Here is a 23,912-nt window from a genome sequence, read left to right as displayed (position 1 = left end):
TTCAAAATATAGGTAAAAGCCTTCTTTGAATGAGTCTTACTGTTTCCATGTAAAATGAAACTCATCCCCACAATCGTGTTCTGATTGAATTAATTTAACTTCCTCCTTTTTGGATAGATTACTAAAGGAATCCAACTTCACCACTTTTCGCATTATCTCTTTAAAAATACGCTTAGTAGGAATATATTGAATATAATCGTAATGATCTATCTCAAAATTATTATCAGAATAAGCATAATAAGGGCGTTCTAGAGAATTCCCTTCTTCCTCATTATAATCAAAATTAAAATCCCATTCCAATCTTAATTCACCTAATGGTGTTATTGTCTCTTTTGCTATTTGATTGAAAATATTATCATAAACGGAAACCCATTTTTCGGCATAGTTGAATTCACTTACTGCATACCCTTTATCAATATATTCCTTTGATTTTTGATACACTGAATTAATAAGAACTGCTGTAGATTCAACATTAACCTTGTTGTTACTTTGTTTTTCTTCACCAAACTCAATGATTTCAAATTTATCATTTGTTCTTGTGTAAAATATGACATTCTGGTTTTCTTTTTTCAGATATAAATAAATGATTTTTTCATTGCTATATTCCATTAATAACTCAAAGGCTTCATGTTCCCGCACATTATCAAAAGAACTGTCGCATTCAAAATCGTAAGCATGATAATCATTCTCTATAGCAACAGCACTGTAATGAATGACACCTTCAATATCGTTTATAAGACCATATAGACATGCAAAGTTAAACTGCGAAAATCCACTACGCCCTTCAGATGTACCATGACATTGGTCTGCATATTCTTTTAGCTCTTTAATACCTTCAGTATACATTTGCAATTGTTCGTAGGCTACAATCATGTGACCTATGGTATTTGCTGAAGCAGTTTTTTTTGGATCGAAGTTTGCTTTGTTTTTCCTCCAAAAGTCAATGGCTGCTTGATATTGCCCAGAGATAATGTAGATATAGATTATATTATCGAAAAACATATTGTTTAATCCAAACTTATTGATCCCTCTCAAAGCATATTCTAGGGCTTTATCAATGTTACCATTCTTTCTATAAGCATAAGATAGTTGATGTATTACTTCCCATTTCTCCAACTCATCTTCATTTATTTGCAATCCCCAATACAACACGGCATCCCAATTTTGAGACACCATATTATAGCCGACAAGCAGCGATTTTATTGTCGTGCTATAATCTACTTTATCCTCATTAAAGAACAACTCGATGAATTCTCTATTTTGTGTGCTTAATGCAACTTCCAATGCTGTTAAGCCATTTTTACTCACTTGATTTTTATCAACTCCTAACTCTAATAAGTGTTTTACAAGAGGAAGCTTTTTATTAGAAATAGCAAAAAAGAGAGGTGTCATACCTAATTTTTCGGACTTTGGAAGGATTACTTCGTAATTGATATTTGCACCTAATTCAACAAAAGCATCAACACTTTTAATCATTGTTTCCTCATTCTCACAAGAATAACAAAACCAACTAAAGGGGGTATACCCTTTATTATCATGTTTATTGATATCTAATCCTTGTAATGTTAGAAGTTTTAAAACCTCGGGATAATCACCCCAAAAATGTAAAGCATTTTTTTCATACTTGTCTAGAGTACCTACCTTAATTCCGCTATCCAACAACAATTTAATCAGTTGGATAATATTTGCAGGGGTAACTGATTTCACAAGTGAATCCGTTCTGAAAAGTAATGAAAACCCTTTTTCTGAACCAGCGTTTAGATCAAGACTTTTAATGGAAAGTACTCTTTTGACCAATTCTATATCTGCTTCCAGATCATAAAAAAAATCAAACCAATAAGGATTCTTTGTCCATTTATCTGGTGTGTTTACATCAAACCCCATAGCTGCGAATTTCTCCATTTTATCAATATCAAAATCGATAAAAAACATACCTTCAGCAACATCTGCATGATTGATTTTATAACCTTGTTTTAAATAGGGGACTATCTTCTCAAGCTCACCATCTCTATATGCTTCTATAGTTAAGTTTGTAAATTCTTTATCGCTAATAGTTAAATTATTTTTCATTTTTTTTTTTTTTTTTACATAAGTGGTTGTATTAAAGTAAATTAACACCTTCTAAGTAAAGTGTACTATCAATAAACTTGATTGCTATATTATAAGCTTTATAGCCTAATGAATACCATAACCATTTATGACCTTCTTGCCATCTACTGCTTAATTTTTTTTATATTTCAAGCACCATTTTTAATAATTATTTTATTGTTTCAGTTTGTTTATTTACAATTAACTTGAAACAATGGTTTTTCGTTTATTTTATATTTAACGGACTTTTGACTATGCTCTTTTAAAGCCGTATAAGCATAAATTATCGACATATCTTCAAACGACTCATCAGAATTTTTATATTCTATGTCTTCAGTATAGAGCTGAGTATTTATATAAGCATTTTTTTGTTCATCAAATATATGATGTTCATGTATATTTTGTTCACCCTTATCTCTATGAGACCTACCAAATATATTATATGATGGATTATAGTAGATGGTATCTCTGTTTGCTTCTGCATCGATCATATTTTTTATATATTCTACATCCTCATCATTTTTATCTATAGGAGTTCGATGTGAAAAGTCTTCCTCTTCAAAATAAAGCTTTTCATCTTTAAACGTTGCAAAAAATGGTCTGGCCGAAAAACTATCTATTTCAATAAAATTTGCAACAAAATCATTATACTCATCTGGGTTTTCGATTGTAACTATAGATCTACTTGAGTCATCATACTTAATAGCCATAAATGAAATACTGTTCGCAATTGTTTTAAAGGTGTATACATAGGGATTGTAAGAAAAGCAGTTAGCATCTGGATTGAATACGCGTTGCATGGTTATTTCTTCTTCTTTTCCTATTCTTAGTTGAATAAATGTTTCGGAGTTTTCAAAACCGTTGAAACAAATTTTTGTGCTGCCTTTTAAACCTATATTGTGTCTCCCTAATAGTTCAAATTCATTTCTTTTAATGGGCATAAACTCACAAATATTATCTTTTGTAATTTTCCATTTTCCAGATAGGATACCTCCAAAATAAGTAATGGCATAGTTATTATTTTCTAAAACAAATAAATGACTTCCTCCTTCTGGGGATGATGCTCCTAAATTATATAATCCTATTATATCTGGACTGTTCTGAGCGTTTCCTAAATTTGACATAATAATTAAGGTTAATAAAAGTTTATACTTTTTCATTAGTAAATTATGAACATTTATTTTGTTCAATACTAGACAAAGGAAACTAATTCTTGGCATTCTCATTACCCAGTTTCCAGTGAAAAAAAAGCTGTCTTTTTTCTCATAAATACCAAATTTTATATTTTGAAGACTTTGCAAGGAAGAATAAACCTTTTAATTAGACTCAAAAGTCCTAATGTTTTCTTAGACATTGTTGTGCTTTCGTTTTTTAGAACCTATTTTACGTTATTATTTCTAATTTTTCTTTTTACTAAAAGGTGTGGGAGCGGCAGGGTTTGGAAAGAAAGTTGGGTCAAAGCTATTTAATATTTCTACTCTTGATGTTTCTAGATTTATTTTTAAACGATATTGCATAAAAAGTTCGTTAAAATATTTAAAATCTATAAGATTATAATCTATTCTTCTTATTGTCATTTCATATAAATTATTGTTTTCATTGTAAGCAGTTAACACAATAAGATAATTTTTAATCAATTCTAATATTCCTTTAGAAGTGAAATATTTGATATCTTCTAAATCATTTGTTATTAGTACATCATTTATTTTTTTTAATATTATATTATGATTTTTAAGAAGTGTGCCGTAAGAATAAGAATCTTTTAAACGATAAAGAGTCATGATAAGGTCTTCATATTTTACTTTACGGCCAACTTCAAATTCAATACCTCCATCTGGAGTTCTTATAACAGAAGGGTCTTCCCAGTTTATACCAATATTTTCAATTCCCCAGTCAAAACCATCTAGTTTGTATACTCCAGGATTAATAAAAAATGTTATCTCGTTATAAGAATAATAATCCTTAATATTAATAATTCTTTTTTTGAGATGAACTCTTGTTAATTGATTCATGGGGAATCCGTTATTTTCTAGTTTTTCAGCAACTTTTGTAATAAGTTCTTGTTCTAAACTAGTAAATTCAGCAATTGAGGGTTTAAGACCTCTAACTATAGTCATATACTGTTTTTTGTGTTTATTTCGATTATATGTTGTTTGCTAATGTAGGATATATTTATAAATTCGAATAAGACGTTTATAGAAATCATTGTTTCAAAATTCCAGTCTTCTTTAATTTGAATTCTGAAAAAAGATTATTGATAACTCTTTTTAAACTCCAATGGTGTAAGGTCTGTTTTTAATTTAAACACTTTAGAGAAATAAGCATAATCCTGATATCCCAATGTTTCCGAAATAGTAAATAAAGAATTGTTAGAATGAACGATTAAACGTTTTGATTCGAGTATTACCCGTTCAGTAATTAAATCGGTAGTTGTTTTTCCTAGAGTAGTTTTTACAATTCTATTCAAATGCTTTGGGGTGATATTTAATTTGCTTGCGTAAAATTTTGCCGATTTTTCTACTTTGTAGTGTATATTAATACTTCTTTCTAAAGATCGTAATGTTTCAATATAGGTGACAGATGTTATGTCTTTAGTCGCTTCAAATGTACTATAATGTCTGGCTAAATCTATATAAGCCATGTTTATAAGGCTTGCTATTTTTTGTTTTTTATAAGGCAAGTTCTTACGGTATTCATCATTGATGTTTCCAAATATTAATTCTATACGCTTAGTTTCATTAGAATCCATATGTAGCGTTGGTGTATTTTTATATGAATAGTAATATGGAAACTGTTCCAATTTACTTTTCGAAAAATGAAGCTCATAAAAGTTCTGAGTATGAAAAAAAATGTATCCTTCGGGTTGATTGTCGAATTGCCAATAATGTGTTTGACCTGGTCTTAAAAAATATACACTACCTGGTTTTATAGTATATCTATTAAAATCTATTTCATGAATACCTGAACCTTTAGAAAATAGAACACAAAGAAAAAAATCATGTCTATGAGGTTTATGAAAGAAGTCTTTATTCTTCTCTAAATGACTTTTTAAGTCATTGCTATAAAAATCAGACATGGGCACATTTTGCTCAAATTGCTGAATGTTTAAAATAGGGATGTGTTTCATGAAATGAAATTATGTCCTAAAAGTACAAAAAATGGCGCGTTATTTATGAATACTATTTTTAGATGTCGTACTAAATTTGCAAAATGATTTTCAATGATATAAAATGAAACTAATTTCTATTTTAAGGAGTAAATGCCCACAATGCAAAAAAAATAACATTTTTAATTCGAATGGTAATTTGTTGTTATTTCAAATTCCACAAATGAATGATAGGTGTGAAAATTGCGATTTTAAATTTGAAAAAGAGCCTGGGTTTTTCTTTGGAGCTATGTTTGTAAGCTATGCGCTAGCCGTAGCTGAATTCATTGGTGTTTTTATAATATCGTATTTTGTTTTTGGATTATCGCTTTTAGTTTCTTTTTTTGGAATCATACTGTCCGCTATCTTATTTAGTACTGTAAATTTTAGATTGTCAAGAACCATTTGGATTTATTTGTTTTTTAATCCAAAAATTAAGCTTTAAAACGTTTTGATTTTCTGTAAATATTTATATTGGACTTTTTGGGTCTACTGAAAATAGAGATGCACTAGATAATATAGCTATTCAGTTATCGAAATGTTAATTTATGTAAATAAAATCAATGAAGTCATATACCAAAATCATCCAATTCACTTAGTTCTTGTAAAAAACTATCAGTGTATATGAGGTAAGTTTTTAGTATATAGCAGTAAAATACTCTATAGCAATTTTTATTATCTACGAATTTTAAAAATTAGTTTAACCAATATGAGACATTTCGTTTAGAGTAAATTCTTCCACAGCCCCATCTGTAGCTTTTATATAGTCTGCTATATGGTTATTATCTGAATGCTTTTGCCATAATTCACGACTAGACCAGTTTTCATAAAATAAGAATAGGTCATTGTTGTCATTATCTTGATGTAAATCATAATTTATACATCCTTCTTCGGCTCGAGTAATTTCTATGAGTTTTAGTAGTTCTTGTTTTACTAGTTCTCTCTTATCTGTTTTCGCTAGAATTTTTGCGACAATTGTTAATTTTTGATTATTCATAATTTATTTATTCTATACTGTAGTTTTTAGGTAGAAAAGCTATGCGTTTTTTGTTTAAAAAAGGTATCCATAATGATTTAGTAAAGGAAAAAATCACTTCAACAAATAACTCTTTAAATCTTCATAATTATTAACTCTAACAGAGACTTTTTCTCTATCCATAACCGATTGAATTTGTTCTGGAAGTGGTTGTGTTTCTTTTATAACTTCTTCAACTACGTCTAAAAATTTGGTTGGATGTGCTGTTTCTAGAAACACACAATGTGCATTGGGATTATCTTTGAGATAAGCTTTGGAACCTAAATACCCAACAGCACCGTGCGGATCTGCCACATAGTTATATTGCGTATAGATTTCTTTCATCGCTTCTCTGGTTTCATTGTCAGAAAAACTAAAAGAAGATACATTGTCTTTTAATGATTCAAACTTGTTTTTATAGATTTCCTGAATACGGATAAAGTTACTAGGATCCCCAACATCCATGGCGTTACTAATAGTTTGTACAGATGGTTTTGGTGTGTATAACTGTGTTTTTAAATACTCAGTTACCACATTGTTTTCGTTGTTTGATGCAATGAAGTGATTAATTGGTAAACCCAATTGTTGTGCCATCATACCTGCGCAAATATTTCCGAAATTTCCACTTGGAACTGAAAACACAATGTCATTATACTTTTTATGTAGTTGCTTATATGCAAACATAAAGTAGAATAATTGTGGCAACCAGCGTGCTACATTTATTGAGTTTGCAGAGGTTAACTGCATACTACTTGTTAACGTTTCATCTAAAAAAGCCGTTTTTACCATGGCTTGACAATCGTCAAAGGTACCATTAACTTCTAAAGCAGCAATATTTTGTCCGAGTGTTGTCAATTGTTTTTCTTGAATATCACTCACTTTACCGCTAGGATAGAGTATAACCACATTTACACCCTTAACACCAAGAAAACCATTAGCTACAGCACCACCTGTATCGCCAGAAGTAGCTACTAAAACAGTCACTTCATTTGTATTGTCTTTATTGAAATACCCTAAACAACGTGCCATAAAACGTGCGCCAACATCTTTAAATGCCATGGTTGGTCCATGAAACAGCTCTAAAGTTGACATATGGTCGTTTAGTTGAACTACCGGAAACTCAAAAGACAGGGTTTCTTCTACAATAGTTTTTAAAATAGCTTCTGGAATTTCAGGAGATACAAATTGTTTAATGGCTTGAAACGCAATTTCTGTATGTGATAATTCGTCAATATTTTTAAAGAAATCATCACTTAAAGGCGTTATACTTTCTGGAAAGTACAATCCTTTATCTGGCGCTAATCCTTTTATAACAGCATCTTTAAAAGATGTATTTGGTGCTTGTTTGTTTAGTGAGTAATAGTTCATTATTTTTAAAATAGACCATTGACGGAAGACGGAAGACCGAAAATTCCATTGATGGTGGTTTAATTAATATTTTTACGAAACGCATGCATCATGTTCATTAAAGTGTATGCGTCATCATAGAATTTATTGAAATTATCTTCAGAAATATATTTTCTTCTTTTCGCTTTATACAGGCAGGTAATTACTTCAGCCAAAGAACGAATGGAATAGCCTATAAATTTCTTTTGTTCAGGATTAGATTGACCGATAGAACCTTCAGAAATATTTAATGCTATTGAATCTGCAGCTCTTCTTATTTGAGATGATAAATTATACTTTTCCTTATCTGGAAAATTATTAGCAATTTCATCAATATCTTCACCAAAATCCATTGCTTTTTGCCAAATGATTAGTTTTTCAAATTTGAATTTATTCATAAGTTAAATTTTTAACTAATAGTTCCTTCTGTCTTCGGTCATCCGTCTTTTGTCTTAAAGAACCTTAACACCTTCCGTATTAATCCTAGCCATATGTATTTCGAATGCTATGTCTGTTTCAGAATACACTTTTTCCATAGCACTTTTTACTTTTTGAGCATTTTCAAATCCTTTACTTAATGTAAAGATTGAAGGACCTGAACCCGATATTCCAGCACCTAAAGCGCCATTCTGCAGCACCGCTTTTTTTACTTCCTTATAATAAGGAATCAATTGGCTTCTATAGGGTTCCACAATGACATCGTGTAGCGATTTTTGTATTAAATCATAATCACTTGTGTGTAGACCATGAATTAAACTTCCAAAATTTGCCCATTGTGTTATAGCATTCTGTAAAGGCACATCTTTAGGAAGTATCGCTCGAGCCTCAGATGTTTTTATTTCTATTTGCGGGTGAATAATAGTCGCATATAAATCTTCTGGAGAAGGAATCTCTAAAATTTTCAGAGGAGACACGCTTTTAACCAATGTAAAACCTCCAAAAATGGCTGGAGCAAGGTTATCGGCGTGTTCACATTTACTGGCTAAGGCTTCACCTTTAATAGCAAATTGTGTTAATTCAGTTTTGTTATAAGGTCTTCCTAAAAGGGCATTCATTCCAAAAACACTGCCAACAGCACTTGCAGCACTACTACCAATACCACTACCAGGTTTTATCTTTTTATAAATTTCAATTTCGAAACCGCAATCTGGCTTTGCAGCTTCATACATCGCTAATGCAGAAACACCAGCAACATTTAATTCTGTTTCATATGGTAAATCAAACCCTTCAATTTTAGTAATATGAATGCCTTTTTTATCCGTTTTTCTTATGACCATCTCATCACCAATACCGTCTAAACAGAATCCTAAAACATCAAACCCACAGGCTACATTAGCAACTGTTGCGGGTGAAAATATCTTTATTTCGTTTTTCATAACTTATAGAAAAAAGAAAATAGAGAAAAGAAAATAGACTTTAAATGCTAAGTCATTAACCTCTTTTCTTTATTCTCTTATCTTTTTTAATTATTTCCCATTCTAATAATATCTGCAAATAACCCTGAGGCCGTAACTTCAGCACCAGCACCAGCTCCTTTAATAATCATAGGCTGTTCTGGGTAACGTTGCGTATAAAACATAACGATATTGTCCTTGCCTTCAAGATTATAAAATGGATGTCCTTCTGGAATTTCCTGTAAACCTACATTTGATTTTCCATTGTTTAATTGCGCTACATACTTTAATTGACAGTTTTTTGCTTTTGCAGAAGCGTATAGGCTTTGATAATGCTCTTCATCGGCAATCAGTGTTTGATAAAAATCATCAACCGAATCACTCTTCAATCCTGAATCTGATAAGAAAGGTGTATTTGAAATATCCTCCAAATTCATTTGCATACCACTTTCTCTAGCTAAAATTAATATTTTTCTAGCCACATCAACACCACTTAAATCTATTCTTGGATCTGGTTCTGTATAACCTTCTGCTGCAGCTTGTTTAACCACATCGTAAAATTTAGTGGTGTCATTAAAATTGTTAAATACAAAATTTAAACTTCCTGATAAGACTGCCTGAATGGACGTAATTTTATCACCAGAAGCAATTAAATTATTTAGGGTGTCGATAATAGGTAATCCAGCGCCAACATTAGTCTCAAATAAATAAGGTGCATTATATTTAAGAGATAGGCGCTTTAATAAACTGTAGTTTTCGTAATCACTTGAGCAAGCAATTTTATTACATGCTACCACACCAATACTTTGGCGTAAATAATTAGCATATAAATTCGCAACATCTTTATTTGCTGTAACATCAACAAAAATACTATTACGTAAATTAAGTGATTTAGTTCTTTCAAAAAAACCTTCTAAAGTTGCTTTTTCTCCTGAAACAAGCTGATCTTTCCAGTTTTTTAGATCAATCCCATCTTCGTTAAAAATCATCGTTCTGGAATTTGACAACCCGACAACCCGTAAATTGATTTTTAAATTTTCTTTTAAATAGCCATTCTGTTGCTCTATTTGATCGACTAATTTCTCTCCAACATTTCCAACCCCAGTAATAAATACATTTAGTTGTTTAGTTTCAATTTCAAAGAATTGCTCATGTAAGGTATTTAAAGCCTTTTTTATATCGTTTTCTGATATGACAGCAGAAATATTCTTCTCTGAGGCACCTTGAGCTATAGCGCGAATGTTAATATTATTTTTACCTAAAGCACTAAACATTTTACCGCTAATCCCTTGGTGGTTTTTCATGTTATCACCAACTAGTGCAATAATTGAAAGATTGTTTTCAACTATGATGGGGTTTATTTTATTTAGAGCAATTTCATTTTCAAAAGCAACATCAATGGCCTTTTTGGCTTCATCTGCATCTTTTTCTTCAATACCTAAACAAATAGAATGCTCAGATGATGCCTGAGTAATCAAGATGACATTAATCTTTTCTTGTGACAGGGTTTCAAATAAGCGTTTAGAAAATCCAGGGATACCTACCATACCACTGCCTTCTAACGTTAATAAGGCAATATTTCCTATGTTGCTAATTCCTTTTACGGGTGATGTAATGTTTGTTTCATCATTGGAAATAATAGTTCCAATTGCTTCTGGTTCTAATGTGTTTTTTATGTGAATAGGAATTTCTAAATCTAAAACAGGTTGGACAGTTGGAGGGTATAAAACTTTGGCACCAAAGTGTGATAATTCCATAGCTTCCTGATAAGAAATTTTTTCGATAGGGTAGGCTTGTTTTACCAATTTCGGATTGGTAGTATACATCCCACTTACATCCGTCCAAATCTCTAACTGTTCAACTTTTAAAGCAGCAGCAACTATGGCCGCTGTAAAATCTGAACCACCACGACCTAATGTCGTTTGTTCCCCTACTAAAGATTTTGAAACAAACCCGGGAAGTATAGTAATTTGTTGTGTTGCTGTTTTAAAATAGCCTATTATATTATTATTAGTTAAGCTATAATTAACTTCCGCTTTAGTGAAATTTGAATTTGTTATAATCAATTCTTGAGAATTTTTACGATCTGCAGATAAACTACGATTTTTCATAGTTTCCGATATAATGTATGATGATAATAACTCACCAAAGCTCACTAATTTATCTGATGTTTTTGGAGATAATTCATTTATTAGATAGATACCGTCTAACAAATTTTTTAATTCACCTAGCCTAGTCTCGGTATATTCTATAATGATGTCTGCATTGCTTGGATTTAATTCATTTATGATATTTAAATGAATATCTTTAATAGTACTAAACGTTTCTTTAAAACGAGTGTCTTTACTTTGAGCAAGTTTACCAGCCAAAAGTAGTTTGTCTGTAATGCCACCAATGGCAGATACGACGCATATAATGGAATCTTTTTGAGAATATCCGGTTAAGATATCTATGACGTTATTTATGTTTTTTGCAGAACCTACCGAAGTTCCACCAAATTTTAAAACCTTCATTTTTTAATGAATTAATAATTGAAAAAATATTTGAGATGTTGTAATTATAAAGATTACAACGATGGCCTGAAGAATATATAGTTAGCAACCCCAAAGGGTTGTAATAATTGTAGTAGTTCCAAAAATAGTAGTAGTCCCTTCTGTTAAAGAAGAAATAAGTACAACTATATTTTGGTTTAAATGATTCACTATATTCTATATAAATATTGGTCAAAAGTATTACATTTAGTTTTATAAAAAAACTAAAACATTTTTTTTTACAGGATTCTTATATTGTAGTTCATTTCATTTCATAAAATTAGCTTTTTCGATTGTAAGTTAAAAAAATGTTAATAATGAAGAATTTCTTGAAACGAGCTATCCTCGAAATAGAAGTATAGAGGAATTCCTAAATACCCAATCAAAATGAGTTCTATATGTATAGCCTTTTAATTTTATATATACTATTTACAGTTAGACCTAATTAAGTTTTGTAATCTTTTTCTTGACATGTATAAATGACAGTTTATCGACACTATTATCGATAAAATGTAATTTTTATTCGATTAAATGTTATTTTTTGAAAAAAAAACTTACATTTGTGTATGTTAATGTTTAAAAACCTACAGAATGAAAACAAAATTACTTACAAAAAATGGTTTAACAATACTCCTTTTTTTAACGACACTAGTTATACAAGCTCAAGTGACCAATGTCTTTGATTTTAATACCCCTGCCGAATTAAGTACATCATTTACTCAAGGAGGCTCTTCATTACTTATTACGCAAACAACCAACACAGGAATAGATGGTACGGGAGCAGTAAATGTATCGGGAAATACAAACGAAGTTTATACAACAAAGCAAGGTTACTCTATATCCGGTGAAGGCGCTCATTACGAATTTAAAACGTATTTTAAGAGTGAGTTTAATAGTGGTTATGGCGGTATAGGTTTTACATCCAATCCGAGTGCAACACATCATTTTTATGCGGCTCCTAATGATGGTTTAGGTATCTCTGTACATGGCGGCGGTTATATTTTTACTAGCGGCACTACGACTAGTTCAGGTAGCTGGGATGGTGGTGATGTTTTAAACAGTGGTTCTCCTGATGATTGGTATTTAGCTGTTTTAACTGTTGATTTATTGGCAAATAGTTATTTTGACATGACTATACAGATTTACCCGGCCAATAATGATGGTACACTTATAACTCCAGGTACACCAACAGAAACCAAAAGCTGGAATGTACAGAACACAGCTATGGCAAACTCTGAGATCATTTACTCCTATTTTGCTTTTGGCGGTCATAGAATTACAAATTTTGACAATTATACCATTAACCTTGAAGGAGGCGCTACTATTATAGAGCAAGGTGCGCCAGTTGTTATTGGAGCTTCAGTATTAAATAATTCTACTAGCGAAATAGATATGAGTGGAGAAGTAACGGACGATAGAGGTGCTACGGTTACAGAAAGGGGATTTGTTTATAGTACTTCTGTAAATCCTCCTACGACTTCCGATACCAAAATTGTGACAGGAAGTGGAGAAGGCACATTTAGCAATCAATTAGGAAGCCTGGCAAGTAACACCATTTATTACGTAAGATCTTACGCCATAAATTCTGGTGGTACGTCTTATGGAAGTCTGAGTACTATTGACACAAGCACTTTATCCGATACTACTACGGGCTTAAAAGCTAAAATTAAAACACACCCAAACCCAGCAACTAATTTTATTAGCCTTTCCGGTTTAACCAAGTCTGACAACAATTATACAATTTATAATATATTAGGAAAAGAAGTATCCCGAGGAACAGTAACAAATACAAATAATAGTAATGGAATTGATATTAAATTTTTAAACCAAGGGTTGTACCTTCTAAAATTAGAAAACTTTGAGGTAGTTAAATTTATTAAAAAATAACAACTCTTTATATAGTATTTATTTACAGTAATTTAAATAAAATATATGGAAATCCTTAGTCAAAACTTAGCTAAGGGTTTTTTTATTGCCTAAATTGTGATTTTATTTTTCTACATAAAACATGTATTATTTATATTAAACATAAATACCTTTCTATTTATGAAACTATTTTCTAAAGAACAAATTTACCAAGGTGATAAACTAACTGCCGAACGTCAAAAGATATCTTCAACAGATTTGATGGAGCGTGCGGGTACACAAATTTTTAATTGGATGCATATGCGTATGCAAGGTGCTCAAGTTCCCATTCATATATTTTGTGGTATTGGAAATAATGGAGGAGATGGATTAGTGCTTGCCAGACATTTAATTTTAGATGGCTATAATGTTAAAACCTATGTGGTTAATTGTAGCGATAAGCGGTCAAAAGATTTCTTAATTAATTATGATCGCATTAAAAATGTTACTAAAGATTGGCCAACGCTTTTAAGTTGTACTGAAGATTTTCCTGAAATTCATCAAGATGATATTATTGTTGATGCTGTCTTTGGTATTGGATTAAATAGAGCTGTAGATGAATGGGTAAAGTCATTATTTATGCATTTTAGAAGTACAAAGGCATTTACGCTATCTATTGATATTCCGTCGGGTTTAAGCACAGAAAGAGTACCAGAAGATGAAGATAGCGTCGTTTGGGCTGGTTATACACTGAGTTTTGCATCTCCTAAATTGATTTTCTTCTTACCAGAAACGGCCAAGTACACCATCCAATGGGAAGTATTAGACATTGGTCTTGATCAGGAGTTTTTATTCACAACTAACACCGAGGTAGAACTAATAGGGAAGCATGAAGTGTTACCGTTATATCTGCCACGAGAAAAATTTTCGCATAAAGGGCAATTTGGTCATAGTCTTATAATTGGAGGGAGTTATGGTAAAATTGGCGCAGTAACATTGGCGAGCAGGGCGGCTTTATTTGCTGGATCAGGTCTCATCACCGCATATATTCCTAAATGTGGATATGTGCCTTTGCAAGCGTCTTTTCCGGAGGCTATGGTTATAACGGATGCCAATGAGGAAATAATTACAGATATTAAATTTGATATAAAGCCTACAGTTGTTGGTTTTGGAATAGGTGTAGGGACTCACTCTAAAACTATAAGCGCTTTTGAAACCTTTTTAAAGAAAAATAAGGCACCTTTAGTTATTGATGCCGATGGGATTAATATACTGTCAAAAAAGAAAATCCTATTGAAACTTTTACCTGAACAAACCATTTTAACACCGCACCCTAAAGAGTTGGAGCGTTTAATTGGTACGTGGAAAGACGATTTCGATAAATTGAAAAAAGTAAAAGCGTTTTCAAAAAAATATACCTGTATAGTTATTATTAAAGGAGCAAATACTATAACAGTATTTGATAATAAAATTTATGTGAATACTACGGGAAACCCTGGACTGTCTACTGCGGGAAGCGGTGATATATTAACTGGAATGGTTACCGGATTAATTTCGCAAGGTTATAATCCATTGCAAGCTACCATATTTGGAGTGTATTTACATGGAAGATCAGCAGATATTGCGGTTGAAAACTTTGGTTATCAAAGTTTAATTGCCAGTCATGTTATTGATTATTTAGGAGCCGCTTTTATTGATTTATTTAAGCAACCGGAACAACCGACAGAAGTAGTCGAAAAAGAACAGGAGCAAGAAGAACAAGAATAATTTTAAAACAGCTTGATAGTCCAATCTTGAGGACATTTTAAGCTGTTTTTTTATAAATAATATTTTACAATAAAAAAAAGAGTGTTAGATAGAGGGTTTTTTTAATTTGAAACGTTTGATACTTAATTTGGAACCCAAAAAATATTAAAATTAATGAATTGTGATGATTACTCATCTAAAGATTCTATTTGTGAAGAACGTAATTACAATATAGCTTTTAAAAAGCATTCTAAAGAAGTTTTTAACTTTTTAGTGTACAATTATGGAGACAAACAACTAGCCGAAGATATTATACAAGAAGCCTTCTTAACATTATGGAAGAACTGTAAAAATGTGCCTTTAAAAAATGTAAGAGCCTATTTGTATACTATTTCTAAAAATAAGATAATTGACACTTTTAGAAATGCTAATCACGCATTGAACTATAAAAAAAATGGCGCAAGCATTATAGAGAAACAAACACCTGAATATATTTTTGAAGAAAAGGAATTTCATCAAAAAGTAAATCAAGTTCTTGATAATATGCCAGAAAATTATAGAGTTCCTTTTTTGCTTAATAGAATAGATAAAAAGAAGTATAGAGAGATTGCTGAAATAATGGGTGTTTCGGTAAAATCAGTAGAAAAAAGAATTTTTAATGCTTTGGAGTTTCTACAAAAAGAATTACAAATTAATAAAAAACGATTTTAATGGAGGGATTTTCCAGTTTGAAACGTTACATATTTAATGACCATCATTATGGAAGAAAATAAGACTAATAATATAAAGAAGTTTTTGAATTTTGAATTCTCTTCAGAGAAAGAAAAAGAAGCTTTTAAGGAGTCCGATACTTATTCTGAATATAAAGAAATCATAGAGATGTTTGACGGCGTTAAAGCTGTTGATTATAATGAAGAAGGTGTTTTAGAAAGGTTAGACACAGCTCGTTTAAAACCAGATGCAAATAAAAAGCAAATTATTCCACTGCATAAAAAATGGCTGCCTATGTCTATAGCGGCCTCCATATTATTATTTGTTTCGGTGGCTTTGTTTAGTATAAATAACAATCTTGAACATTATACGCTTGCTGGTGAGTCTGTACAAATCTCACTCCCGGATGCCTCTAAAGTTTGGTTAAATGCAAAGTCTGAGGTAGCCTACAGTAAAACATGGAAAAAAACAAGAGCTATAGACTTAAAAGGAGAAGCTTATTTTGAAGTAGCAAAAGGAAAAACATTTACGGTTAAAACACCACAAGGTACCGTAACGGTTTTAGGAACTAAATTTAATGTAAAACAACGAGACACTTCTTTTGAAGTCTATTGTTATGAAGGTACTGTATCTGTTATGTATAAGGGGGAAGAAACCATTTTAAAAGCTAACAGTTTTTTTAATTCAAAAACATTAGATGTAAGTATGCAGGAGGGACATATTATTAATACAAAGCCATATTGGATTGATAAAGTATCCGTTTTCGAAAATACACCAATAAATCATGTAATCTCAGATATAAGTATTCAATATGATATAAAATTTATTATGAATGATAATTTAAATAAAGACTTAAAATATACTGGAAGTTACCATTATGATGATTCATTAGAAACCGTATTAGACGTTTTTTGTCAATCATTAGACTTAACGTATATCAAAAAAGATAAAAGTATTTATTTGAATAAAAATAGATGATTATAAAAAAACGTACGGCAAATCTATTGACCATATTTTTGCTTTTTTCAACATACTGCTTTGCTCAAAAAAACACCATTTCACTTGAAACACATCTAAAAAAAATTGAAGCCTTCTTTAAAGTATCTTTTAACTACGAATCTTCGTTACTCAAAAACGAAAAATGTGCAGATTGTTTTTATAATGAAAAAGCACCTTTAAAAACTCATTTAGAGTATTTAGAAAGCCATTTCATGCTTTCTTTTACAGTTATTTCCCAAAGTAAAATTGTAGTAAAACCTTTAAAAAAGAAGGTGTTATATTTCTATGACAGTGAAGATAAAATGCCTTTAGAACATGTATTAATAACTGATTTAGATAAACATAAAACATGGATTACTAATGAAGAAGGACAAGTGCTTTTTGAAGATGTCATACCAAAAAAAATTTCAATATCACACCTTATTTATGGGAAGCAAAATATTGATGTTAATAAATTAAATACTAATAAGGTATATATTATTAAGCAAATCCAAGGCTTAGAAGCATTATTCATTTATCCTTTCTTTTCTACAGGAACTTATAAGAAAAACGATGGTACTTTTTTTATAAAAACTAAAGAGGTAGGTTCGTTAGCAGGGTTAACATCTCATGATGTTATTAAAAATTTAGAAAATTTACCTCAAGTGACTAGTAATAGTGAATCTATTTCAGATTTAATCGTTAAAGGGAGCACCCAAGATCAAAATTTATTTGTTTGGAATGATATAAAAGTCTATCAAAACAGTCATTTTTTTGGGTTAATTTCTGCCTTTAATGAGAACTTACTTTCTACAATTACTTTGTATGATAATGCAACACCGGCAGAATATGGAAATAGTACAAGTAGTGTTATTAGTTTAGAGCACAATAATACGCGTTCAAAAAAAATTAAAGGAGGCATTGGTATTAATTTTTTAAGCGCAGATGGTTATGTGAAAATACCAATAAATAAGAAATCTGAATTATTACTTTCAACAAGAAAATCGTTGACAGATGTTTGGGATTCTCCGACATATTTAAATTATGCTAAAAAAGCCTTTCAATCTTCAGATATTAGGACATACAATACGTCAAATAAAAGTCTTGTAAGTGCTGAAAATACGTTTGATTTTCATGATTCTCAATTGCAATACAAATTGGCTATAAATAAATCTAATAGTATTGGATTAAACGTATTACTTTTTGCAAACAATTTGTCTTACATAGAAACAAATAAAACACTTAATACCAGTAAAGAGAGTAAGTTAACACAAGAAAATACCGCTTTGGGATTTAATTGGCAGCATACTTTTTCTAATAACTCTCAAATGGAGGCTGTTATTAATTATTCTAAATACAAACTAGATGGCGGAAATTTTTTGTTGTCCAGAGATATTTCAAGCTTCCAAAGTAATAGTGTTAGAAATTATGAAACGACTTTAAAATACCGCTCGAGGCTTAAAACTTCTGGAATAACATATGAAACCGGAATCTCACATGAGCACTTAACAGTTATAAATGATATCAACAATTTTAACGAGTTTTTTCAAAGCAAATTAGAGCAAAAGAGTAATATTTATGGGCTATTTGGAACCCTTAATTATTATAAAAATAAAATAAAAACAGGGCTAAACCTAAGAAATGTTTATTATGAGTTCTTAAAATCATTTCAAATTGAACCCAGATTTCACATAACATATAATCCTATACCGGAAATAGATATTCAGCTTAGAGGAGAGAGAAAAACACAAAATATTTCTCAGGTTGTTAATTTGGAAAATAATTTTCTAGGTATAGAAAAGCGAAGGTGGTTTCTAGCAAACAATTCTATTGCGCCTTTGCAAAAAAGTAAGCAGTTAGAATTGTCTTTTGGTTTCAAAAAAAGAAGGCATATGCTTAATACGAGTATCTATGTTAAAACTGTAAAAGGTATTACTACTAATAATCAAGGTTTTCAGAACCTTAATCAGTTTGAGAATCTTTTTGGATCATACGTCATAAAGGGGTATACGTTTCATTATAACTATAAAAGTCATTATTTAAATACTTGGTTAAGCTATAATTATAGTACAAATGAGTACAAATTTAAAGACCTTAATCCATCTCGTTTTTATAATAATAATGATATGAGGCATAATCTAATTTCTGGAGTAAATATCAGGTGTAAATCGTTTAATTTTTCTTTAGGAATGGAATATAGTTCCGGGAAGCCCTTCACCTCTATAAATGAAGAAATGCCAATTATAAAAGGTGCTTTTAATAAAATCAATTATAATGAACCAAACATGGAGCGATTTACAGATTATTTGAGGTTTGATGCTTCAATAAGTTATGATTTTGATATATCAAAAAAAATAGATTACAAACTAACAGTGGGCCTAATTAATATTGGGAATAAGAAGAACATTCTTAATCGTTATTATACGCTAACAGAAGACAAAAATGATATAGAGGTTTTAGATAGATATGGATTAGAATTTACTCCAAATGTATCGTTAAACATTGATTTTTAATATAATTTTTTTAACACATAGAGGGTTTTACAGTTTACAATCGTTTCCATAGTAAATAACCCCAAAATATAACAACATGAAACATTTTTTTAAAACATTATTTATTGCAACAATACTTTTAGGAGTTTTCCAATCTTGCTCGTCTGTAGAAACGGGAACTCTAGTAACATCGGATGAAAAGATTTCATCAAGCTTAGCAAATAAAATAATTGCAACGGCGGCTTCAACTAACGATCTGGATCTTATCAATTTTGATTGTAGTGAAGGAGTTCTTGTTGGTCATTTTATGAATTCACAAGGAGATTATTATGGCGCAGTTAATATAGAACTATCAAAATGGAATGAGCAATTTCCAGCTGCTAAAGCAAAAGCTTATTCAGATACAGGGATTCAATTTACTCCAGATGACTATTTTTTAGACCTTATACTTGATACGTCTGTAGTTGTATTACAAGGTGAGGAAAATTTCATTAAATTTTTTGATGATTGCAGCTTTGAAGGAGATGTAAGAGTTACCTATGAGAATGAATCATTAGCATTGTCAGATATTAATTACAATTGTTCGGGAAAGGTAAAGTACCATGTAGAAATATTTGGAGATCGTGTTTTCTTAACCGGCGATCAAATGTGGCTTAGTGGTGGTATTGCTGCCGCTGAAGAGGCTTTATTATCGTATAATACAATTAATAATACAACATATACTCTGGATGATGTTAGAATTAGTTCTGTTGAGTTTGAATCACCAGGAGGAACCGCATCTAAAGCTATCTGGAAATCTCAAATGACTAATTATTTTGAAGACTGCAAGTTAGACAGAGATATTAATGATAACGACTGTATAAATTTTAAATATCCATTTGTAATGAACAAGATTAATCTCAAAACAGATGAAATTATACCAGTAACTATAACCAATGATAGTGAATTGAATGAAACTTTCTTTGACCAATTTGAAAACTTAACAATAAACTATCCTTTAACTTTAGTTACTATAAATGGTGATGAGGTTATGGTAAAATCTAATAAAGAACTTGAAGAGACTTTGACTAATTCTGCAAGTTATTGCACAGATGAATGGTAATAATCAAGTTATACCAGGAGAATTTAAAAATGATAGAAATAGTGTTATAGGTCATTGCAAATATATCTACTTTACTTATTGTTAAACCTATTTACTAAGAAAGCCTATGAAACAAGTTTCATAGGCTTTTAGTTTATCTATAATTTTTAATTTTTATATATTTAAAGATGTAAATAATTCGATTAGTTTTGGGCTGGATGGTCTTGGTGCATCCGGATCAAGTACATTTCCTGTAGTATCTATTAAAATAAAACGAGGAATTCCATTTATTTTGTATCCTTGAACAAAGTCTGATAGAAATCCTTTATCTGCAATTAATTGTACACCACCTAATTCTTTATCAGTTACCATTTTTTTCCAGCCTTCTTTTGCTGCCGAAGCTTTAAGTTCTTTTGTGTCACCTTGAAAACCTCTACCGTCATCAACAGAAATACTAACAAATTCAATGTTCTTACCATGGTATTTTTCCTCAACTTCTTTAAGGAATGGGATTTCTCTTTTACAGGGACCGCACCAGGTTGCCCAAACATCAACATAAACATATTTACCTTTTAAATCTGACAGTGATGTCGTTCCGCCTTTAAAGTTTTCATAGCTATTGAAAACAGGTGAAGGACTGCCTTTAGGAAAGGCTTTTAAAATAGCCAGCTTATTATTATGAAACGTTTTATAGCCTTTGTATGTTCCTTCATAATCTTTATCTAATCTATTGAGTAATGTAGAATCTAAATCTTTATGACTTTCTTTTAATTCAGTATATGCATTTTTTAAGTCGCTGAAAGCCTTTTCAAATTCAATTTCACTTTTATACATGATATCCTCTGTTAAATATTTATCTTGTAGTAAAGATTTTTCAACAAAAAAATTATTTTTATTAGCAGCATCTCCTGAAAATTTCAAGGATTCTTTGAAGTTTTCTGTGTTTACAGAAAAGGAAGTCTCATTATCGTTCTTCAAAAATATTTGCCCATAATGCTCTCCGTAACTAAAGTAATAATCACCTGCTTCTACTTTTAAGGTGTCATTAAAAATGCCGTCATCATTTATTGCTATTTCTTTTTTAAACCCATTTCTACTTTGGATTTTTATAAGTTTATCTTCGCTTAAATTTGTTATTTTTCCAGATAAGGTTGCATAATCCTTAGGAGGCTCTTCTTTACAAGCCACAATGGTTAATGCAGATAATAGTACTAGTGTTTTTTTCATTTTAAGACTTTTAGTTTAGTCAAAACTAATAGATTTAATATTTTTCTTTTGTATTTTAACATATCTTTGTGTTTTTCGCATTGAATATGAGTTTTTTAAACGAATTATATAATTAAAAGCACATAATACTATATAGTAATGGCAAAAAGTAAAAAGGGCTTTTATTAAGTTATTTAAATATTTGGAATAACCATAAGAGGTAAACGGAGAGGTTAGACAGACAAATAAAATATTAATAACAAATAAAAAAGGTTTGGAAGTCTTACAAGACTTCCAAACCTTTTTTATTTAATTATTCAGTAATTTAAATATTTAGAGATGTAAATAATTCGATTAGTTTTGGGCTGGATGGTCTTGGTGCATCTGCATTAACAACATTGCCAGCTGGGTCTATAAGAATAAAACGAGGAATACCTTGAATTTTATAATTTTGAACAAACTCTGATTTCCAATCATTATCAGCTAATAATTGTACACCACCTAATTCTTTATCAGTTACCATTTTTTTCCAGGCGTCATGACTCTTTTGGTTATCTATAGAAATACTAACAAACTCAATATTCTTACCGTGATATTTGCCTTCAACTTCTTTAAGAAAAGGAATTTCCTTTTTGCAAGGTCCACACCAAGTAGCCCATACATCGATATAAACATACTTTCCTTTTAAGTCTGCCAATGATGTTGTTCCTCCTTTATAATTTTCATAATTATCAAAATTGGGAGATGGCTTACCTATAAAATCAGCTAATTGGGAAGCTCTGTTTTTTTGTTGGGTGTAACTAGCTAAAAGACTTTCACTAAGTTTTTCTAAGCCTGCTTTTTCATTTGCATAAATTGTAGAGTCAATATTTTTATTTTTTTCTACAAGCTCAGTTAGTTTATTTTGAATTTCACCAACTTTAGTTTTAAATGCGGCTTCTTCTAAATCTAATAAATCTGGTGTAAAAAGGCTTTCTTGTAATAAAGATTTTTCCGCTAGGTAATTGCTAGTTTCGGCACCAGTACCTGTATATTTAACAGTTTCATCAAACTCTTTTGTATCAAGAGTTAAATTAATATCAAACCCATTTTGAAGGAACATATTTGTAGACTCATTGCCGTCAAAAATATTATGAACGCCAGATACCACCTTTAAAGTATCGCTAAATGTACCATCTTCATTCACTTTAATGGTTTTTGAATATGTTCGTGTTCTAACTACTAAGGAATCACTATTCTTATCGGTAATTTTACCAGAGAAAGTCACATAGTCTTTGGGAGCATTTTCACAAGCAACTATAGCTACTGCAAATGCTAAAAAAAGTATTTTTTTCATTTTTTTAGTTTATTATTCAATCAAAAATAAACTTTTATACAAAAGAATGTTAATTATTAACATTTTGTTATGTAATTGATTTCAATTATTTACCGTTTAAGGATGAAGAAATAGTTAATTTTTTATAATCTACTATCTCGGGTATAATATTTAAAGCATGCAATTGTTTTTGCACATTCATGATCGTTTGTCTGTCAATTAAATTTTGAGACCATTCAGTAATATTTAACCATTCTTGTACATCTTCGAGCTGCTGCCCATATCGATTTGCAATTGTTTTGTCTATACTCGGTATCTCTTTAAATTCTGAAGTTGTGTTATTAATAATTTCTAAAATTGTTGCTAAATCATCTTTATTAGATTCGATAAAATCTTCTCGTACAGCAATTACAAAACAAGGCCATGGTGAAGGACAATTATCTATTCGCCTAAAGATTCCATCATCAACTAGCGGTTTTGTTGTGAATTTTTCCCATAAAAAATAATCTGCTCTCCCGGTAGTTAATCCTTCTACAGCACCATCTAAATTTTTTATAACTTCAAAATCTAGATCCTTTTTTAAATCCCATTTATTATTTTCAGCATTAATATAAGCCATTAAATGCGAGCCTGAACCATATCTGCTTATTGCGGCCTTCATTCCTTTTAAATCTTCTATGGTTTTATAAGATGAATTATGAGCGACATGAACTCCCCAAATTAGAGGGGTTTGCACAAAAGTTTGTACAATTTTACTAGGATTACCATCTATGATGTCTTTTACAATACCTTCGGTAAGTATAACGGCAATATCAATCTCTTTGTTTCGAAGCGCTTTGCACATGGCTCCAGTACCTCCTGCGTAATCATGCCAACGTAAATTAATATTTTCCTTTTTATAATCCCCGTTTTTTAGTGTTAAGTACCATGCTAAGTTAAAATGCTCTGGTACGCCACCAATATTTACTTTCTTCATTAA

General features: G+C 30.7%; 19 protein-coding genes. 7 read left to right on the top strand and 12 right to left on the bottom strand.

Going from position 1 to position 23,912, the window contains the following annotated elements; genetic code table 11:
- Nucleotides 1-36: 36 nt before the first annotated feature.
- From Q4Q47_RS17285 to Q4Q47_RS17270, 4 genes are all read right to left on the bottom strand, one after another.
- Nucleotides 37-2,070, bottom strand: coding sequence for an ankyrin repeat domain-containing protein (locus Q4Q47_RS17285; RefSeq protein WP_303307890.1), 2,034 nt, complete (start codon nt 2,068-2,070; stop codon nt 37-39).
- Between the two features lie 209 nt (nt 2,071-2,279).
- Nucleotides 2,280-3,212, bottom strand: coding sequence for a hypothetical protein (locus Q4Q47_RS17280; protein ID WP_303307889.1), 933 nt, complete (start codon nt 3,210-3,212; stop codon nt 2,280-2,282).
- A 273-nt stretch (nt 3,213-3,485) separates the two neighbouring features.
- On the bottom strand, nt 3,486-4,205 hold the full coding sequence (locus Q4Q47_RS17275; RefSeq protein ID WP_303307888.1) for a hypothetical protein: 720 nt from the start codon (nt 4,203-4,205) through the stop codon (nt 3,486-3,488).
- Between the two features lie 134 nt (nt 4,206-4,339).
- The gene (locus Q4Q47_RS17270) at nt 4,340-5,215 is read right to left on the bottom strand and encodes an AraC family transcriptional regulator (RefSeq protein WP_303307887.1); all 876 of its coding nucleotides are present in this window, start codon (nt 5,213-5,215) and stop codon (nt 4,340-4,342) included.
- Between the two features lie 202 nt (nt 5,216-5,417).
- Between Q4Q47_RS17270 and Q4Q47_RS17265 the strand changes: the two genes are divergently transcribed.
- Nucleotides 5,418-5,678, top strand: coding sequence for a DUF983 domain-containing protein (locus tag Q4Q47_RS17265; RefSeq protein WP_303307886.1), 261 nt, complete (start codon nt 5,418-5,420; stop codon nt 5,676-5,678).
- Nucleotides 5,679-5,933: 255 nt separating this feature from the next.
- Here Q4Q47_RS17265 and Q4Q47_RS17260 read toward each other — a convergent pair whose 3' ends face one another.
- From Q4Q47_RS17260 to thrA, 5 genes are all read right to left on the bottom strand, one after another.
- Nucleotides 5,934-6,230, bottom strand: a complete 297-nt coding sequence (locus tag Q4Q47_RS17260) for a putative quinol monooxygenase (RefSeq protein WP_303307885.1) — start codon at nt 6,228-6,230, stop codon at nt 5,934-5,936.
- Between the two features lie 93 nt (nt 6,231-6,323).
- Nucleotides 6,324-7,616 carry a threonine synthase gene (gene thrC, locus Q4Q47_RS17255; protein ID WP_303307884.1) on the bottom strand — a complete coding sequence of 431 codons (1,293 nt, stop codon included), beginning with the start codon at nt 7,614-7,616 and terminating at the stop codon, nt 6,324-6,326.
- 59 nt (nt 7,617-7,675) lie between these two features.
- Nucleotides 7,676-8,032: a four helix bundle protein gene (locus Q4Q47_RS17250; protein WP_303307883.1), complete on the bottom strand. Its 357-nt coding sequence runs from the start codon at nt 8,030-8,032 to the stop codon at nt 7,676-7,678.
- A gap of 54 nt (nt 8,033-8,086) precedes the next feature.
- Nucleotides 8,087-9,010, bottom strand: coding sequence for a homoserine kinase (locus tag Q4Q47_RS17245; protein WP_303307882.1), 924 nt, complete (start codon nt 9,008-9,010; stop codon nt 8,087-8,089).
- 86 nt (nt 9,011-9,096) lie between these two features.
- Nucleotides 9,097-11,541 (bottom strand): bifunctional aspartate kinase/homoserine dehydrogenase I, encoded by a 2,445-nt coding sequence (gene thrA, locus Q4Q47_RS17240; protein WP_303307881.1) that lies wholly within the window; start codon nt 11,539-11,541, stop codon nt 9,097-9,099.
- A 609-nt stretch (nt 11,542-12,150) separates the two neighbouring features.
- Between thrA and Q4Q47_RS17235 the strand changes: the two genes are divergently transcribed.
- The 6 genes from Q4Q47_RS17235 to Q4Q47_RS17210 all read left to right on the top strand — a co-directional run bounded on the left by Q4Q47_RS17235 (nt 12,151) and on the right by Q4Q47_RS17210 (nt 20,433).
- Nucleotides 12,151-13,446, top strand: coding sequence for a T9SS type A sorting domain-containing protein (locus tag Q4Q47_RS17235; protein ID WP_303307880.1), 1,296 nt, complete (start codon nt 12,151-12,153; stop codon nt 13,444-13,446).
- Nucleotides 13,447-13,605: 159 nt separating this feature from the next.
- On the top strand, nt 13,606-15,171 hold the full coding sequence (locus tag Q4Q47_RS17230) for an NAD(P)H-hydrate dehydratase (RefSeq protein WP_303307879.1): 1,566 nt from the start codon (nt 13,606-13,608) through the stop codon (nt 15,169-15,171).
- A 153-nt stretch (nt 15,172-15,324) separates the two neighbouring features.
- Entirely contained in the window at nt 15,325-15,861 is a 537-nt protein-coding gene (locus Q4Q47_RS17225) for an RNA polymerase sigma factor (RefSeq protein WP_303307878.1), read from the top strand.
- Between the two features lie 48 nt (nt 15,862-15,909).
- Nucleotides 15,910-16,839 (top strand): FecR family protein, encoded by a 930-nt coding sequence (locus Q4Q47_RS17220; RefSeq protein WP_303307877.1) that lies wholly within the window; start codon nt 15,910-15,912, stop codon nt 16,837-16,839.
- A complete protein-coding gene (locus tag Q4Q47_RS17215) occupies nt 16,836-19,352 on the top strand; it encodes a TonB-dependent receptor (RefSeq protein ID WP_303307876.1) in 2,517 nt (838 codons plus the stop codon). Before Q4Q47_RS17220 ends, Q4Q47_RS17215 begins: the two co-directional genes overlap by 4 nt.
- Nucleotides 19,353-19,428: 76 nt before the next feature.
- Nucleotides 19,429-20,433, top strand: a complete 1,005-nt coding sequence (locus tag Q4Q47_RS17210; protein WP_303307875.1) for a hypothetical protein — start codon at nt 19,429-19,431, stop codon at nt 20,431-20,433.
- Between the two features lie 153 nt (nt 20,434-20,586).
- On the opposite strand, the gene Q4Q47_RS17205 is transcribed toward Q4Q47_RS17210, so the two are convergent.
- The 3 genes from Q4Q47_RS17205 to Q4Q47_RS17195 all read right to left on the bottom strand — a co-directional run bounded on the left by Q4Q47_RS17205 (nt 20,587) and on the right by Q4Q47_RS17195 (nt 23,909).
- Nucleotides 20,587-21,639, bottom strand: a complete 1,053-nt coding sequence (locus tag Q4Q47_RS17205; protein ID WP_303307874.1) for a TlpA family protein disulfide reductase — start codon at nt 21,637-21,639, stop codon at nt 20,587-20,589.
- 304 nt (nt 21,640-21,943) lie between these two features.
- A complete protein-coding gene (locus Q4Q47_RS17200) occupies nt 21,944-22,954 on the bottom strand; it encodes a redoxin family protein (RefSeq protein ID WP_303307873.1) in 1,011 nt (336 codons plus the stop codon).
- Nucleotides 22,955-23,039: 85 nt separating this feature from the next.
- On the bottom strand, nt 23,040-23,909 hold the full coding sequence (locus Q4Q47_RS17195; RefSeq protein ID WP_303307872.1) for a substrate-binding domain-containing protein: 870 nt from the start codon (nt 23,907-23,909) through the stop codon (nt 23,040-23,042).
- Nucleotides 23,910-23,912 lie beyond the last annotated feature (3 nt).

The sequence above is a fragment of the Flavivirga spongiicola genome (assembly GCF_030540825.1).
Lineage (GTDB): Bacteria > Bacteroidota > Bacteroidia > Flavobacteriales > Flavobacteriaceae > Flavivirga > Flavivirga spongiicola.
This window is presented reverse-complemented; position numbering and strand designations above follow the sequence as displayed.